The sequence below is a fragment of the Candidatus Methylopumilus planktonicus genome (assembly GCF_000981505.1).
Lineage (GTDB): Bacteria > Pseudomonadota > Gammaproteobacteria > Burkholderiales > Methylophilaceae > Methylopumilus > Methylopumilus planktonicus.
In genome coordinates, this window is sequence record NZ_LN827929.1 from 1,247,779 (window position 1) to 1,263,110 (window position 15,332).

The 15,332-nt window shown below is 38.2% G+C and carries 15 protein-coding genes; 11 read left to right on the plus strand and 4 right to left on the minus strand.

Annotated features, from left to right (window positions below):
* Positions 1–64 precede the first annotated feature (64 nt).
* From hemA to BN1208_RS06580, 6 genes are read left to right on the plus strand one after another with little or no spacing between them, the layout of a single operon-like run.
* On the plus strand, positions 65–1,309 hold the full coding sequence (hemA, locus tag BN1208_RS06555) for a glutamyl-tRNA reductase (protein WP_046488941.1): 1,245 nt from the start codon (positions 65–67) through the stop codon (positions 1,307–1,309).
* A 5-nt stretch (positions 1,310–1,314) separates the two neighbouring features.
* Positions 1,315–2,394 carry a peptide chain release factor 1 gene (gene prfA, locus BN1208_RS06560; protein ID WP_046488943.1) on the plus strand — a complete coding sequence of 360 codons (1,080 nt, stop codon included), beginning with the start codon at positions 1,315–1,317 and terminating at the stop codon, positions 2,392–2,394.
* A gap of 3 nt (positions 2,395–2,397) precedes the next feature.
* Complete coding sequence (gene prmC / locus BN1208_RS06565; RefSeq protein ID WP_046488945.1) at positions 2,398–3,252, plus strand: peptide chain release factor N(5)-glutamine methyltransferase; 855 nt, start codon at positions 2,398–2,400, stop codon at positions 3,250–3,252.
* Between the two features lie 8 nt (positions 3,253–3,260).
* Complete coding sequence (gene metX, locus BN1208_RS06570; protein WP_046488946.1) at positions 3,261–4,394, plus strand: homoserine O-succinyltransferase MetX; 1,134 nt, start codon at positions 3,261–3,263, stop codon at positions 4,392–4,394.
* On the plus strand, positions 4,391–4,981 hold the full coding sequence (metW, locus tag BN1208_RS06575) for a methionine biosynthesis protein MetW (RefSeq protein ID WP_046488948.1): 591 nt from the start codon (positions 4,391–4,393) through the stop codon (positions 4,979–4,981). The genes metX and metW overlap by 4 nt, the downstream gene beginning before the upstream one ends.
* Positions 4,982–4,987: 6 nt before the next feature.
* A complete protein-coding gene (locus BN1208_RS06580) occupies positions 4,988–6,217 on the plus strand; it encodes an AmpG family muropeptide MFS transporter (RefSeq protein ID WP_046488949.1) in 1,230 nt (409 codons plus the stop codon).
* On the opposite strand, the gene BN1208_RS06585 is transcribed toward BN1208_RS06580, so the two are convergent.
* Positions 6,214–6,987, minus strand: a complete 774-nt coding sequence (locus tag BN1208_RS06585; protein WP_046488951.1) for an exodeoxyribonuclease III — start codon at positions 6,985–6,987, stop codon at positions 6,214–6,216. The genes BN1208_RS06580 and BN1208_RS06585 overlap by 4 nt on opposite strands.
* Positions 6,988–7,010: 23 nt before the next feature.
* Between BN1208_RS06585 and pyrE the strand changes: the two genes are divergently transcribed.
* Positions 7,011–7,655, plus strand: coding sequence for an orotate phosphoribosyltransferase (gene pyrE, locus BN1208_RS06590; RefSeq protein WP_046488952.1), 645 nt, complete (start codon positions 7,011–7,013; stop codon positions 7,653–7,655).
* Here the strand turns inward: pyrE and gatB are convergent.
* From gatB to gatC, 3 genes are read right to left on the minus strand one after another with little or no spacing between them, the layout of a single operon-like run.
* Complete coding sequence (gene gatB / locus BN1208_RS06595) at positions 7,652–9,082, minus strand: Asp-tRNA(Asn)/Glu-tRNA(Gln) amidotransferase subunit GatB (RefSeq protein WP_046488954.1); 1,431 nt, start codon at positions 9,080–9,082, stop codon at positions 7,652–7,654. The genes pyrE and gatB overlap by 4 nt on opposite strands.
* Positions 9,079–10,536, minus strand: a complete 1,458-nt coding sequence (gatA, locus tag BN1208_RS06600) for an Asp-tRNA(Asn)/Glu-tRNA(Gln) amidotransferase subunit GatA (RefSeq protein ID WP_046488956.1) — start codon at positions 10,534–10,536, stop codon at positions 9,079–9,081. Before gatA ends, gatB begins: the two co-directional genes overlap by 4 nt.
* 2 nt (positions 10,537–10,538) lie before the next feature.
* Positions 10,539–10,826 (minus strand): Asp-tRNA(Asn)/Glu-tRNA(Gln) amidotransferase subunit GatC, encoded by a 288-nt coding sequence (gatC, locus tag BN1208_RS06605; RefSeq protein WP_046488958.1) that lies wholly within the window; start codon positions 10,824–10,826, stop codon positions 10,539–10,541.
* Positions 10,827–10,957: 131 nt separating this feature from the next.
* Here gatC and BN1208_RS06610 point away from each other — a divergent pair, with 131 nt between their 5' ends.
* From BN1208_RS06610 to mrdA, 4 genes are read left to right on the plus strand one after another with little or no spacing between them, the layout of a single operon-like run.
* A complete protein-coding gene (locus BN1208_RS06610) occupies positions 10,958–12,019 on the plus strand; it encodes a rod shape-determining protein (RefSeq protein ID WP_046488959.1) in 1,062 nt (353 codons plus the stop codon).
* Between the two features lie 39 nt (positions 12,020–12,058).
* Positions 12,059–12,946 (plus strand): rod shape-determining protein MreC, encoded by an 888-nt coding sequence (gene mreC / locus BN1208_RS06615; protein ID WP_046488960.1) that lies wholly within the window; start codon positions 12,059–12,061, stop codon positions 12,944–12,946.
* Positions 12,930–13,394, plus strand: coding sequence for a rod shape-determining protein MreD (gene mreD, locus BN1208_RS06620; RefSeq protein WP_046488961.1), 465 nt, complete (start codon positions 12,930–12,932; stop codon positions 13,392–13,394). Before mreC ends, mreD begins: the two co-directional genes overlap by 17 nt.
* A 20-nt stretch (positions 13,395–13,414) precedes the next feature.
* On the plus strand, positions 13,415–15,322 hold the full coding sequence (mrdA, locus tag BN1208_RS06625) for a penicillin-binding protein 2 (protein ID WP_046488962.1): 1,908 nt from the start codon (positions 13,415–13,417) through the stop codon (positions 15,320–15,322).
* The last annotated feature ends 10 nt before the right edge of the window (positions 15,323–15,332 follow it).

A 15,332-nucleotide genomic window follows, 5' to 3' on the forward strand; every position in this document is an offset into this window, starting at 1 on the left:
TGTAAAATAGCTATTTTAACTCTTAAATGGCGTGAAGCTAAAGCGTCGGATTAAGAATATTCACATGCAGCTTTATACCGTAGGCATTAACCACACCACAGCCCCCATTGCGATCCGTGAAAAAGTCGCTTTTGATCCCGATCATTTAAGCCAAGCCTTGCTCGAACTCATGGAACATAAAGTGAGCGAAGCGGCTATTTTATCTACCTGTAACCGCAGTGAAATCTACGCCACAGCGCGGGACCCGAAAATCATCATCGATTGGCTTTGTAAGTATCACGGTATCAAATTAAAAACCATTGAATCCCATCTTTATGTCTATGAAAACCAAGAAGCCGTCCAACATGCATTTCGTGTAGCTTCAGGTTTAGATAGCATGGTGTTAGGAGAGCCACAAATTTTAGGCCAAATGAAACAAGCCATTAAAACCGCTGAAAATACCGGAACCTTAGGCGCTCTCCTCAATAAGCTTTTTCAAAAGACATTCTCTGTGGCCAAAGAAGTCCGAACCAAAACAGATATAGGCATGAGCTCAATTTCGATGGCAGCGGCTTCTATAAAGCTGGCCGAAAGTATTTTTGGGGATTTAAAAACTTCAAAAGTACTTCTTATTGGTGCAGGTGAAATGATTGAACTTTGCGCCGAACATATTAAAAATAGACAACCTAAATCCATGACGGTGGCTAATCGTTCCCTTGATCGGGGACTGAGTTTAGCTAAAAAAATTAAGGGTGATGCCTGTCTTATTTCAGAACTCTCTGATCGCCTTCATGAGTTCGATATTGTTTTAAGCTCTACTGCAAGCCAATTACCTATTGTAGGCTTAGGCATGGTGGAGCGCGCACTCAAAACAAGACGAAATCGCCCTATGTTTATGGTTGATCTTGCGGTACCGCGTGACATTGAACCTGAGGTAGGAAAACTCAGTGATGTTTATCTTTATACCGTCGATGATTTATCTCACCTCATTGAAGAAGGCTTAACCAATCGTCAGTCTGCAGCTATTGAAGCTCAAAAAATCATTGATCATCACGTAAAAGATTTCACGCATTGGCTTAAAACGCGTACTATCGTGCCTACAATTAAAGCGCTTCGCGACCATGCTGAAAGTTATCGCGTCACTGAGCTTAAAAAAGCACAAAAACTTCTAAATCAAGGCATGAAGCCAGAAGAAGTTTTGGAAGTGTTAAGTAAGGCTTTAGCTAATAAGTTTGTCCATCATCCAAGCCAAGCTCTCAATGAAGCTAAGGGTGAAGAGCATGAACTACTCACCAAAACATTAAAGAAAATTTACCCACTTAAAGATTAAATGTCATGAAGCCTTCCATGCAAAAAAAATTAGCAGGATTAAGTGATCGCATTCAGGAGCTTAATACCTTATTAGGTTCTGCAACGATTACTAATGACATGGATTATTATCGCAAAATTACTAAAGAACATTCAGATATCACACCTATTGTGGATGAATATCACGCCTACAAAAAAAATGAAGCTAATTTAAACGAAGCACAAAGTATGCTTTCTGACCCTGAGATGAAAGAATTTGCGCAAGAAGAAATTGAGCAATGTAAATTAAAACTTGTCACGATTGAAGATAATTTACAAAAATTATTACTGCCAAAAGATCCAAGTGATGAAAAAAATATTTTTCTAGAAATTCGTGCTGGTACGGGTGGTGACGAATCGGCTTTATTCGCAGGTGATTTATTCAGAATGTATTCAAGATATACAGAACGCCAAGGCTGGAAAATGGAAATTGTGTCATCGAGCGAATCTGAAGTCGGTGGTTACAAAGAAATCATTATGAAAATAATTGGGCAGGGGGCTTATTCAAAGTTGAAATTTGAATCAGGTGGTCATCGCGTGCAGCGAGTGCCTGATACAGAAACACAAGGCCGTATTCACACCTCGGCTTGCACCGTTGCCGTATTACCTGAAGCTGATGAAATTAGTGATGTCATTATTAATCCAGCCGAAATTAGACTTGATACCTACCGCGCATCAGGTGCAGGTGGTCAACATATTAATAAAACTGATTCAGCTGTTCGTATTACACACTTACCTACAGGGATTGTGGTGGAATGCCAAGACGACAGGTCGCAGCATCGAAATAAAGCGCAAGCCATGAGTGTTTTAGCAGCGCGTATTCGTGATGCACAAATTCGCGAACAACAATCTAAATTAGCATCAGATCGCAGATCTCTCATCGGGAGTGGGGATAGAAGTGAACGAATTCGTACCTACAATTATCCTCAAGGCCGCATTACTGATCATCGTATTAATTTAACGCTTTATAAAATAGAAGCCATTACGGATGGTGATATGGAAGAACTTATTAATGCATTATCCAATGAGCATCAAGCTGATCTTCTTGCAGGCTTTGCAGAGGATTAAAATGTGGCGACCATTCGCGACACATTAAAAAATACTCAAAATAAACTTTATCTAAGCATAGGCTATTCATCAGATGAAGCAAAACTTGAAGCCCGTTTTATTCTAGAGTATGTCTTAAAGATCACTCAAAAAGAAATCATCCAAAAAAGCGATGAAGATATTCATAAAGATAACCAAACTCAGATTAAATACATCACAGAAAAAAGAATGGGTGGCACGCCTCTTCCCTATCTTCTGGGTGAATGGGCTTTTTATGGAAGAGCGTTTAAAGTAAATCCTCATGTACTTATTCCAAGGGCTGACACAGAAACTCTCATTGAAACAGCGCTCTCAAAAATAAATGCGGGAGATCATTTTGACATTTTGGATCTCGGATGTGGTACCGGGATTATCGGCATCACCATAGCCCTTGAAAGATCGCTTTCAAAAGTGACGCTCGTTGATCAATCTGAAGATGCCATACAAAATACAAAAGAAAATCAAATGCTTCATCAAGTAAGCAATATCATGATTCAAAAAAGTGATTGGTTTAGTGCATTAGATCAAACAAGATTTGATGTCATCTTAAGTAACCCACCTTATTTAGAGGATAAAGATCCTCACCTATCACAAGGCTTAGAAAATGAGCCCCTTGATGCTCTCGTTTCAGGTCCCACTGGAATAGAAGCTATACAATATATTATCGAAAATGCTAAAAATCACATCAAACCGTTAGGTTGGCTTTTTATTGAGCATGGTTACAATCAAGCAAAAATATTACAAGATTTATTCGAAAAAAATGGCTATCAGTATATTGAAAATGCCAAAGATATTCATGGTGTTGATCGTGTTACTTTCGCGCAATATTCAATAGTATAATCGTCATCATGAGTGAAAAAAATTCAGTGGGCCTTGTTAAAGCAAAGCTAGTCAAAATTACAAAACCACTTAAGTTAACGAGCGGTAAAAAATTACCGAACTATGAACTCGCCTATGAAACCTATGGCAAATTAAATGCTAAAAAAAATAATGCAGTACTTGTATGCCATGCATTGTCAGGAAATCATCATGTTGCAGGACGTTATAAAAAAGACGATAAATATCCTGGTTGGTGGGATAACCTCATAGGCCCTGGGAGGCCACTTGATACAGATCGCTTCTTTGTCATCGGTGTAAATAATTTAGGTGGCTGCCACGGCACGAGTGGATCTATGAGTATTAATCCAAAAACAAAAAAACGATGGGGTTCTGATTTTCCTATTGTGACTGTGGAAGACTGGGTAAATACTCAAGCGGCTCTCATAGATCAATTAGGGATCGAAAGTTTAGCGGCTGTCATTGGTGGAAGCATAGGTGGCATGCAAGCTATGCAATGGGCACTTTCTTATCCAAAGCGCGTTCGTCACGCCATTGTGATTGCTGCAGCCCCAAATCTCACGGCACAAAATGTCGCTTTTAATGAAGTCGCGAGACAAGCGATTATCACTGACCCTGATTTTTATAATGGGGATTATTACCGTTTTAAAAAGAAACCTAAACGTGGGCTCCGGGTTGCAAGAATGCTAGGTCATATTACTTATCTATCGGATGACGCCATGGATTTGAAATTTGGTCGCAAACTTAAAAATAAAAATATTGAATATTCTTTTGATGTGAATTTTGAAATGGAGTCTTATTTACACCATCAAGGTGATAAATTTGCTGAAGAATTTGATGCAAATACTTATTTAAGAATGACACGTGCATTAGATTATTTTGATCCTGCAAAAGATTACCAAGGTAATTTATCTAAAGCTTTCAAAAAAGTGGAGGCTGATTTTTTAGTAGTTTCATTTACGAGCGATTGGCGATTTTCCCCTCAGCGCTCAAAAGAAATTGTCAAAGCGCTTTTAGATAATGAATTGACTGTCAGCTATGCCGAGGTCACAGCGCAGCATGGACATGATGCTTTTCTGATGTCTGATCCCCATTATCACGGCATACTCACGACTTACTTTAAAAAGATCGCAAATCAATTATGAGTTCTCAATTTAGACAAGACTTTGCCGTCATTGCCAATTGGATCCCGTTCGGTGCCAAAGTCCTCGACTTAGGCTGTGCAGATGGATCTCTTTTAAAGTTTTTAGAAGGCTCTTTAGAAGTAAAGGGATATGGTATTGAAAAAGATGATGCGCATTGGCTTAACACTTTAAAACACGGCCTCAATGTCATTCAAATGGATTTGGAATCAGGGTTATCAGGTTTTGAATCTCAATCATTTGATGTCGTTATTTTATCTCAAACGTTACAAGCCATCCATAACATCGAAAAAATTGCGCATGAAATGTTACGTGTTGGAAAAGAAGTGATCGTGACGTTTCCTAATTTTGGTTATTGGCGACATAGAATACAACTCATTCAAGGTCAAATGCCTAAATCTAAAGCCTTACCTTATGAATGGTATAACACGCCCAATATCCACTTATGCACGGTCAAAGATTTTGATGAATTTTGTATTAAAAATAAAATTGGTATTAAAGAGCGCCTCATTCTGACTCATGGCAAGCCGGTTCATTTCATGCCCAATCTCATGGGCGAATTAGCGATGTATCGTCTCGTTTCCAAATAACTTTTGATGCAAATTAGGAAAAGATTCTGGCAAGATATCCTTTCCAAAAAAATGTTGGTATGTATTTTTACTGGCTTTACTTCAGGGCTCCCTCTTTTTATTCTGATCAGCTTATTACCTGCATGGTTGAGATCGAATCAATTAGATCTTAAAGCGATTGGTCTTTTTGCATTAATCCAACTACCCTATACATGGAAATTTTTATGGGCGCCTTTCTTTGATCGCTTCAGTTGGCCCATGGGTCGCCGTCGTGGCTGGTTATTATTTTTTCAATCGCTTCTTTTAATCAGTATTCCCCTATTGGGTTTTTATAACCCTCAGACTGATCTCACAATGATTGTGATCATTGCCATACTCATTGCATTTTTAAGTGCAAGTCAGGATATTGTGATTGATGCATATCGTCGAGAACTTTTATTAGATAAAGAATTGGGTTTAGGTAATGCAGTCCATGTGAATGCTTATAAGATTGCGAGTCTTATTCCAGGCTCTTTATCCCTTATCTTAGCCGACCATTTTGATTGGAAAACTGTATTTATAGTCACAAGTCTTTTTATGCTGCCGGGTCTTGTTTTAACTTTTGTAATGAAAGAGCCTAAAGTGCCTAAAATGAAAAAGCGTGATTTAGTATCATCACTGCTGCTGCCATTCCAAGAATTCATGCATCGACATGGTTTAAAAAGTGCTTTAACCATTCTTCTTTTTATCTTTTTTTACAAATTAGGTGACAGCATGGCGACTGCATTAGCTACGCCTTTTTATTTGGATCTAGGGTTTAGTAAAACTGAAATTGGTTTGATTGCAAAAAATGCTGGTCTTTGGCCAAGTGTCATAGGTGGACTCGTGGGGGGTATTTGGATGATGAAATTAGGTATCAACCGCGCCTTATGGATCTTTGGCTTTCTTCAGATGATCAGTATTTTAGGTTTCGCGTGGTTAGCGCACATTGGCTATAGCCCGGAATGGCTCGCCATTGCCGTAGGATTTGAGGCTTTCGGGGTAGGTTTAGGTACCACAGCTTTTGTGGCTTTTATTGCAAAAACCACTCATCCACTTTATACCGCCACACAATTCGCACTCTTCACAAGCTTAGCAGCTGTGCCTCGAACACTTGTAAATGCTTCTACCGGCTACCTTCAAAGTCTTTTTGGCTGGGAGAATTTCTTTATTCTTTGTTTTCTACTCGCTATTCCTGGCATGGCATTGCTTTATAAAATCGCACCGATTAAAAATTAAATCGTATAGTCAATGATCAGTGGTGCGTGATCGCTAAATTTTTCTGACTTGTAAATGGAAGCTTTAGCAATCTTATCTTTTATAGATGGGTGAGCAATTTGATAATCAAGACGCCATCCCACATTTTTAGCATACGCTTGCCCTCGATTGCTCCACCAGGTATAAGAAGCATCAGTTGCATCAGGATGAAGCGTGCGATAAGTATCTACCCAACCCACACCTTCAAATAAATCAGTCATCCATTGACGCTCTTCAGGTAAAAAACCTGAATTTTTTTTATTGCCTTTGTAATTTTTTAAATCAATTTCTTTGTGTGCAATATTGATATCTCCACAAAGAATCATCGGCAAATTTTCTTCCCTACGTTTTTTTAAATAAGGGAGTAAATAATCTAAGACTTCAAATTTAAATATTTGTCGCTCTTCACCGCTTGAACCTGAGGGTAGGTAGATTGAAACAATACTTAAATTGTCATACATAAGTTCGAGATAGCGACCTTCGCTATCAAAAAGCGGGAGCCCTATCTCGCGAATAATTTTATTAGGTTTTCTTCTGGCGTAAATACCTACACCGCTATAGCCTTTTTTCTCTGCAAAACTAAAATAGCTCATGTAATTACGATAGTTTTTCATGTCATGGCTTAAATCACTTTCATGCGCTTTCACTTCTTGCATACAAATGAAATCTGCTCCTTGTGAATCAAGCCAAGTGAAAGCGCCTTTATTCGATGCAGATCGAATTCCATTCATGTTTAGCGTTATAATTCTCATAATTCATCTCTACCGATTTATCTATGGATCATTCAAGTCAAGAGTTTATCGAATTTGCCTTAAAAAAACAGGTTTTACAGTTTGGTCAATTCAAAACTAAAGCCGGTCGTCTAAGTCCTTATTTTTTTAATACAGGCCTTTTTAACGACGGTGAAAGCTTAATGAAGCTCGGAATGTTTTATGCTAAATCTATTGAGGCCTCTAAGATTCCATTTGATATGCTCTATGGTCCAGCTTATAAAGGCATTCCGTTAGTCACCTCGATTGTCATTGCATTTGCGAGCCTAGGCCGCAATGTACCTTTTGCATTCAACCGTAAAGAAAAAAAAGATCATGGTGAAGGGGGCATTATTATTGGCGCTCCTTTAAAAGGGCGTGTTCTGATTGTCGATGATGTGATCTCTGCAGGTACATCTGTAAATGAGTCTGTGAATATTATTCTAGAAGAGGGTGCCAAGCCTTCTGGCGTTGCCATTTCCATTGATCGAGAGGAAAAAGGTGCTGGATCGCTCTCAGCTGTCGAAGAAATAAAAGAGATACATCATTTGCCTGTCTGTCATCTCACTTCTTTACAAGAAATTATGCGCTATATTGAACGTCACGAAGAGTTCGCATCTCATATGGGCGCCATGCGCGTCTATCAAAAAGAATACGGTATTACAGCTTAGCTTAATTTTTTCTTGAGCAAGTCATTGACCTGACCTGGGTTTGCCTTACCTTTAGATACTTTCATAATTTGACCTACAAGTGCATTAAAGGCTTTTTCTTTGCCTGATCTATATTCATCTACCATGGCTTGATTATTTTTTAAGACTTCATCGATCATCGTTTCAATGAGGCCGCTGTCTGAAACTTGTTTTAATCCTTCTGACTCAATTAATACATCAATTTGAAGATCAGGGCTTAACCATAACTTTTCAAAAAGTTGTTTAGCGCCGTTATTCGAAATCGTACCATCTTGAATGCGTTTTAAAAGTAAGCTCAATACTTCAGGCTTAATCGGTGAATGTTCAATCGATAAATTATGTTCATTCAGTTTAGAAAATAATTGTCCTAAAATCCAATTGGCAATTTGTTTAGGCTCAGCAGCTTCTTTTAAGGTCGCAAAGAAATAATCTGCGACATGCTTATCACGCGTAATGCCTGCAGCATCATACGATGACAATTGGTAATCACTTTCTAATCTGACTTTCATGAGATGAGGGAGTTCAGTCATGCCCGCTTTAATTTGACTAATTTTCTCATCCGAAATTTCTAATGGTAAAAGATCAGGATCTGGAAAGTAACGATAGTCATTCGCTTCTTCTTTGGAGCGCATCGCTTTAGTTTCTCCTGTTTCAGGATTAAAAAGCACAGTAGCTTGTTGAATCGCTTTTCCTTCTTCTAACATCTCAATCTGCCATTGCGTTTCATAATGAATGGCTTGCTCAATAAATTTAAATGAATTCAAATTTTTAATTTCGCGACGTGTGCCTAATTTTTCTGCGCCCTTTCGCTTTACGGAAACATTAATGTCACATCGGAAACTTCCTTCTTGCATATTGCCATCGCAAATACCAATCCATTGGACGAGCTCATGTAATTTTTTTGCATACGCCACAGCTTCTTCTGCTGAATTCATATCAGGCTCAGACACAATTTCTAGAAGTGGTGTTCCTGCACGATTTAAATCAATACCTGTACCATTTTCAACAGCGCCATGAGATGATTTCCCTGCATCTTCCTCTAGGTGTGCACGCGTAATACGCACTGTTTTTTTAATCTCGCCTACTTCAATTTCAAGCGATCCTTTGCCGACCACAGGTAATTCATATTGGCTAATTTGATAACCTTTAGGCAAGTCTGGATAAAAGTAATTTTTACGAGCAAAAATAGATCTCGACGCTATTTCAGCATTAGTTGCCAATCCAAATTTAATTGCACATTGAACTGCCTCATAATTTAAGACTGGGAGTGTGCCTGGAAGTGCAATTGATAATAAGCATGCTTGTGTATTAGGTTCTGCTCCAAATGCAGTCGATGCACCTGAAAAAATTTTAGTTTTGGTTTGAAGTTGTACATGCGTTTCAATACCAATCACGACATCCCAACTCATGAAAGCGCTCCTTCTGGCATAGCTTTATGCCAATCAGTTGCTTTTTGAAATTGATGCGCCACATTCAACATACGTGCTTCATCAAAATAATTACCAATAATTTGCAAACCTACTGGCAATTTATTAACGAACCCTGCAGGAATGCTCATGCCTGGGAGTCCTGCAAGATTAGTTGCAATAGTATAAATATCTTGCAGATACATAGTGACTGGATCATCAATTTTTTCATTTGCTTTAAAAGCAGTGGATGGTGCCGTAGGTCCCATGATCACATCGCATAACTGAAAGGCTTTTTTAAAGTCTTCAGAAATAAGATGGCGTATTTGTTGTGCCTTTAAATAATAAGCATCGTAATAACCAGCACTTAATACATAAGTGCCAATTAAGATACGACGTTTCACTTCTTCCCCAAATCCTTCTTGGCGAGTTTTAGAATACATATCCATAAGATCATCATATTGACTTGTACGATGGCCATATCGCACACCATCGTAGCGGGACAAATTACTTGATGCTTCAGCTGGCGCTAAAACATAATAAACAGGAATTGATAGATTGGTATTAGGTAAACTCACATCGACAATCGTGGCACCTAATTTTTTGTATTGATTAATCGCAGCTTCAATCAACTTTGCAACGTCGCCATCTAAACCTTCTGCAAAATATTCTTTAGGCAATCCAATTTTTAAGCCCTCAATCGGCTGATCAATATTTTTTGTGTAATCTTCTTTTTTGTGGTCAATCGATGTGGAGTCTTTGGGGTCAAAGCCTGCCATCACATTCAACATCATGGCGCAGTCCTCGGATGATTTTGCCATCGGGCCTGCTTGGTCTAGGCTTGATGCAAAGGCAATCATACCGAAGCGAGAGACTAATCCATAAGTTGGTTTTAAACCTGTGAGTCCGCATAAGGAAGCTGGCTGCCTAATAGAGCCCCCTGTATCTGTTGCCGTAGCTCCAGGGCACATGCGAGCCGCAATCGCTGCCGCACTCCCTCCTGAACTTCCGCCAGGCACACGTGTAAGATCCCAAGGGTTTTTAACAGCGCCAAAATAAGATGTCTCATTCGATGAACCCATAGCGAATTCATCCATATTAGTTTTGCCTAGATTAACAGCGCCCGCCTCGTTAAATTTCTTCACGACTGTTGCATCATAAGGCGCTATAAAATTATGAAGCATCTTGGAGCCGCAAGTAGTAAGCCAATCTTCTGCACAAAAAATATCTTTTTGCGCTATAGGGACACCTGTGAGAGCATCGCCTTCGCCTTTTTCAATTCTTTCATCTGCAAGCTTAGCCTGAGCTATTGACCGATTTTCATCGACTGTAATAAACGCATTAATCTCGGGGTTCTTTTTTTTAATACTGGCAAGATAGTCTGTCGTGATTTCGACACTTGATGTTTTCTTCTCTCTCAATAGGGTTGAGAGTTCTTTAATACCCCAGTCTTGCATGATTATTCAATCACCTGAGGCACAATATATAAGCCACCACTCACTTCTGGCGCTATTTTTTGTAATTTTTCTCTTTGGTTTGTTTCTGTGACAATATCTTCACGGAGTCTTTGTGTGACCGATTGGCTATGAGACATAGGGGAAATGTTAGTCGTGTCCACCTTTTTCATATCTTTAATAAGGTTTAATATGCCAGATAATTTTTCAATTGTCGCATCCGCCTCTTCTTCTGTAATTTTGATGCGTGCTAAATGGGCAATTTTTTTGATTTCGTCATGTGTAATCGACATACAAATAGAATTCCTGTTTCTCTAGAGAAAAGCTGTTAATTTATTGATCAATATCATGTATTATACCCTGATTCTATTGACCTTTCTTGGGTTTGAAGCACCACTTTTTTAAAGAAATTCTAACGGCAAATATGCTTAAAAAAATATTCAATTTTGATCAATTTATGGCGAATGATATTGCCATCGATTTGGGCACTGCAAACACACTGATCTATATTCGAGGCAAAGGTATTGTCCTAGACGAGCCCTCTGTTGTAGCGATTCGTCATGAAGATGGTCCTAATGGTCCCTATAGTAAAAAATCTTTATTGGCGGTCGGCATCGAAGCTAAAACGATGCTAGGTCGATCACCTCAAAATATTCAAGCGATTCGTCCAATGAAAGATGGCGTGATTGCTGACTTCAATATCACTGAAGACATGATTAAGTTTTTTATTGCAAAAGTTCATGACACAAGATGGTTTGTACCCAGCCCTCGTATTATTATTTGCGTGCCCTATGGTGCCACTCAAGTGGAGCGAAGAGCTATTAGAGAATCTGCCGAAAGAGCTGGTGCTAAGCAAGTATTTCTGATTGAAGAACCTATGGCGGCGGCAATTGGTGCAGGACTTCCTATTAGTGAAGCTACAGGATCCATGGTCATTGACGTAGGTGGTGGTACGACTGAAGTCGGTATTATTTCATTGGGTGGTATTGTGTACGCCAAATCTGAACGTGTCGGTGGTGACAAAATTGATCAGGCCATTATTGATTATTTAAGACGAAACTACGGCACATTGATTTCTGATCCGACGGCTGAAATGATTAAGAAAAAAATTGGCACTGCATTCCCAATGTCTGAAATTTTAGAACTCGAAGTGACGGGTCGAAATCTTGCTGAAGGACTCCCTCGTCGACTCAAAATTAATAGCAATGAAATTCTAGAAGCCCTGCAAGAGCCTTTAAATCAAATTGTTAGTGCTGTGAAATCTGCACTCGAACAAACGCCGCCTGAATTGGGTGCTGATATTGCCGATAATGGCATGGTATTAACTGGTGGCGGTGCCCTATTAAGAAATCTCGATCGCTTACTTATGGAAGAAACCGGCATTCCTGTTGTGACTGCGGATGACCCTCTCACTTGTGTTGCGCGAGGCTGTGGCAAGGCACTTGAATCACTCGATCAATTCTCGACCGTATTTGCTCACGAATAAATTCTTGTTTTTTGCTACTTCATTAATAGTTAAAGCTTAATGATTAAATCTTATCAACGTTCATCTAAGCTTTTTAATAAAGGCCCTTCGCTTTTATCCAAATTATTGTTGCTCATATTCATATCGATTGTATTAATGGGTGCGGATTATCGTTTTCATTATTTAAAAAATATTAGGCAGGTAACGAATGTATTCACCAAGCCTTTTCATACATTACTGAACTTGCCAAGGGATATATTCAATTTCACAACAGAATACTTCTCTAATCAATCTCGTTTGATTGATGAAAATGAAACATTAAAACTTAATATAGACAGCCTTAAAGCTGATCTTCAACGCTTAGATTTTATAGATCAGGAAAATAATCAATTAAAAAATTTACTTGAAGTAAAAAATGCACATAAATTTAAAACTGAGGCTGTCAGTATTATTTATTCACGCTTTGATCCTTTTAATCAAAAAATTATTATTGATGGCGGTCAAAATAAAGATTTTCAAGCAGGGCAGCCTGTCATTAATGCATTGGGCCTTGTAGGACAAATCAGCAGTGTTTATCCAGAAACAAGTGAAGTGACACTCATTATTGATAAAAAAATGTCTGTGCCTATTCAAATACAAAGAAATGGTTTAAGAGCGATTACAAATGGCAATGGCCAAAACGAAACAATTTTGCTCTCGTACTTACCCACTAGTGTCGATGTAATCATAGGCGATGTTTTAAAAACATCAGGTATAGATATGATCTACCCAGAGGGCATTCCCGTTGCTGAAGTATTAGAGATTAACAACAATCCTAATCTACCTTTTGCAAAAATTATTTGTAAACCTACCTCAGCGATTCGTAATCACACCCATGTCCTTGTGGTGATGCCTATCAACAAAATTGCAAATAATGTAGCGCCTATAAAAAATGATCAAAAAAAATAAATTATTTATTATTTCTTTAATCATCGCAGCAATGATTAATCTGATTCACATTAATATTTTTAATGCTGATTTAACCCCTGATTTTATTTTGCTGACACTCATATTTTGGTTCTTTAAAAATCCAAATGCGGTATCTATCTCAACATTTTGGTTTGTAGGCCTCATCAATGATTTCTTTATGGGGGATCTTTTAGGACAACATGCCCTCACTTATGCGTCTTGTTATTTTATTGCGCAATATTTTATAAATAAAATCATGCTTAATAATAAGCATCAGAAATTACTTTATATATTTTTAATATTTTTAAGTGCTCAAATGATTATATTGATCATTAATCTGACACACGATCTTCATTATCCAGGGCTTGGCTATTACCTTCAAAGTATTACCGCCGTTTTTATATGGCATGTATTTTCTAAATTTAAATTTTTTAAATTAGATCGCTAGAGAAATAAGGCTATCTTAAGATGTCTTATACTAAAAATAGTCAAAGTATCTATAAGTCGCGCTTTTTCTTTAAGAAAAGATTAGCACTCCTTACAGCCTTAATATCCATTGCTTTTTTAGTCATCATCGGACGTTTTTTTTTCCTGCAAATTTTTAAATACGATTTTTACAAAGGCTTATCCGAAAATAATCGTATCGCTGTGATTCCAAATATCCCAAATCGAGGAGTGATATTGGATCGCAATGGCATCATCATGGCAGATAACAAGTTTGTTTATAGTTTAGAAATTACGCCTTCAAAACTCACTAATCTCAATAAAACTATTGACGACTTAAAACCTATTGTCGAATTTAGTGCTAGTGATTTAAAACAATTTAGTAGAATTTTAAAAGAAAGTTCTTCCCTAGATAGCATTCCTATCAAAACAAATTTATCAGAAATTGAAGCGGCAAGATTCGCAGCAAATAAATTACGGTTTGAAGGGGTGGAAATTAAATCTAGGCTTCTTAGGCGCTATCCTAAAGGGGCTTTTGCTTCGCATCTTATAGGTCATATTAATCGGATTAATGAAGAGGATAAAAAGGCTATTAAAAAATTAGGCTGGCAACAAAACTATACAGGCACAGAGACTATAGGGAAGCTAGGCATTGAAAAATATTATGAGGCTAGGCTTCATGGGACCACTGGATTTCAAGGAGTAGAAATTGATGCTAATGGTAATTCAGTCCGTATTTTAAATAGCGTTCCTTCTGTTGAGGGAGATACCATTACATTATCGATCGATTCAAACCTACAAGAAATTGCTGAAAATGCTTTCAATAAATATCGAGGTGCGCTCGTCGCTTTAAATCCAAAAAATGGTGAAGTACTTGCATTTGTAAGTCGTCCTAATTTTGATCCCAATCAATTTGTTGGTGGCATTGATGTAGATGAATGGAAGTTACTAAATGAGTCATTAGATAAGCCCATGCTTAATCGTGCCATAAATGGTTTATATCCCCCGGGGTCTACCATCAAACCTTTTGTCGCATTAGCTGCGTTGGAAAATGATATTCGTAAACCACCGTTTAATATTAAGGACCCTGGTTTTTTTACGCTACCTAACTCTGGCCATACTTACAAAGACTGGAAACCCTATGGGCACGGTGTTGTCGATATAGTGATGGCAATTACTATCTCGTGCGATACATTTTTTTATGGGCTCGGTATCGAATTAGGTATTAAAAAATTATCTGAATTTCTATCTCGCTTTGGCTTTGGTGAGGCTACCCACATTGATATGTTTGGTGAAAATGCAGGCTTATTACCTTCACCTGAATGGAAACAGAAACGATATAAACAACCTTGGTATTTAGGTGAAACTGTCATTACCAGTATTGGTCAAGGCTATTTGCTCGTCACTCCAATACAGCTAGCCCAAGCAGTGGCAACAATCGCCAACGGTGGATTAATGATCCAGCCAAGGCTTATCCAATCGATTAAAAATAATCAAACTGGCAAAATAGAAACGTTTAAAAATAAAACAGTTCGAGAGCTACATTTCAAACCTGAGAATTTAGCGCTCGTCAAAGAAGGTATGATGAACGTAACGCAACCCGGTGGAACTGCTGCAAGCGTGGGTGCTGGGGCGTCATATAAAATAGCAGCTAAAACAGGTACCGCCCAAGTTGTTGAGATGAAGCGAAATCAAAAATATGACCCTAATCGTATGAATGAAAGACATCGAGACCATGCACTTTTTATCGCATATGCGCCTGCAGAAGACCCTACTATTGCTATTGCAATCATTGTTGAAAATGGTGGCCATGGTGGATCGACAGCGGGGCCGATTGCAAGAAAATTGATGGATTATCATTTGCTTAAAAAAATAACTTTAAGCAAAGAAGATAATAAAGCAGGCTCTCTTGAATCTGAATATCGTGATTAAAATACAATCA

Excerpts from the sequence above, each read along its gene's own strand:
- hemA (WP_046488941.1), top strand. The coding sequence starts at position 65 with ATGCAGCTTTATACCGTAGGCATTAACCACACCACAGCCCCCATTGCG.
- prfA (WP_046488943.1), top strand. The coding sequence starts at position 1,315 with ATGAAGCCTTCCATGCAAAAAAAATTAGCAGGATTAAGTGATCGCATT.
- metX (WP_046488946.1), top strand. The coding sequence starts at position 3,261 with ATGAGTGAAAAAAATTCAGTGGGCCTTGTTAAAGCAAAGCTAGTCAAA.
- metW (WP_046488948.1), top strand. The coding sequence starts at position 4,391 with ATGAGTTCTCAATTTAGACAAGACTTTGCCGTCATTGCCAATTGGATC.
- BN1208_RS06580 (WP_046488949.1), top strand. The coding sequence starts at position 4,988 with ATGCAAATTAGGAAAAGATTCTGGCAAGATATCCTTTCCAAAAAAATG.
- BN1208_RS06585 (WP_046488951.1), bottom strand. The coding sequence starts at position 6,987 with ATGAGAATTATAACGCTAAACATGAATGGAATTCGATCTGCATCGAAT.
- pyrE (WP_046488952.1), top strand. The coding sequence starts at position 7,011 with ATGGATCATTCAAGTCAAGAGTTTATCGAATTTGCCTTAAAAAAACAG.
- gatB (WP_046488954.1), bottom strand. The coding sequence starts at position 9,082 with ATGAGTTGGGATGTCGTGATTGGTATTGAAACGCATGTACAACTTCAA.
- gatA (WP_046488956.1), bottom strand. The coding sequence starts at position 10,536 with ATGCAAGACTGGGGTATTAAAGAACTCTCAACCCTATTGAGAGAGAAG.
- gatC (WP_046488958.1), bottom strand. The coding sequence starts at position 10,826 with ATGTCGATTACACATGACGAAATCAAAAAAATTGCCCATTTAGCACGC.
- BN1208_RS06610 (WP_046488959.1), top strand. The coding sequence starts at position 10,958 with ATGCTTAAAAAAATATTCAATTTTGATCAATTTATGGCGAATGATATT.
- mreC (WP_046488960.1), top strand. The coding sequence starts at position 12,059 with ATGATTAAATCTTATCAACGTTCATCTAAGCTTTTTAATAAAGGCCCT.
- mreD (WP_046488961.1), top strand. The coding sequence starts at position 12,930 with ATGATCAAAAAAAATAAATTATTTATTATTTCTTTAATCATCGCAGCA.
- mrdA (WP_046488962.1), top strand. The coding sequence starts at position 13,415 with ATGTCTTATACTAAAAATAGTCAAAGTATCTATAAGTCGCGCTTTTTC.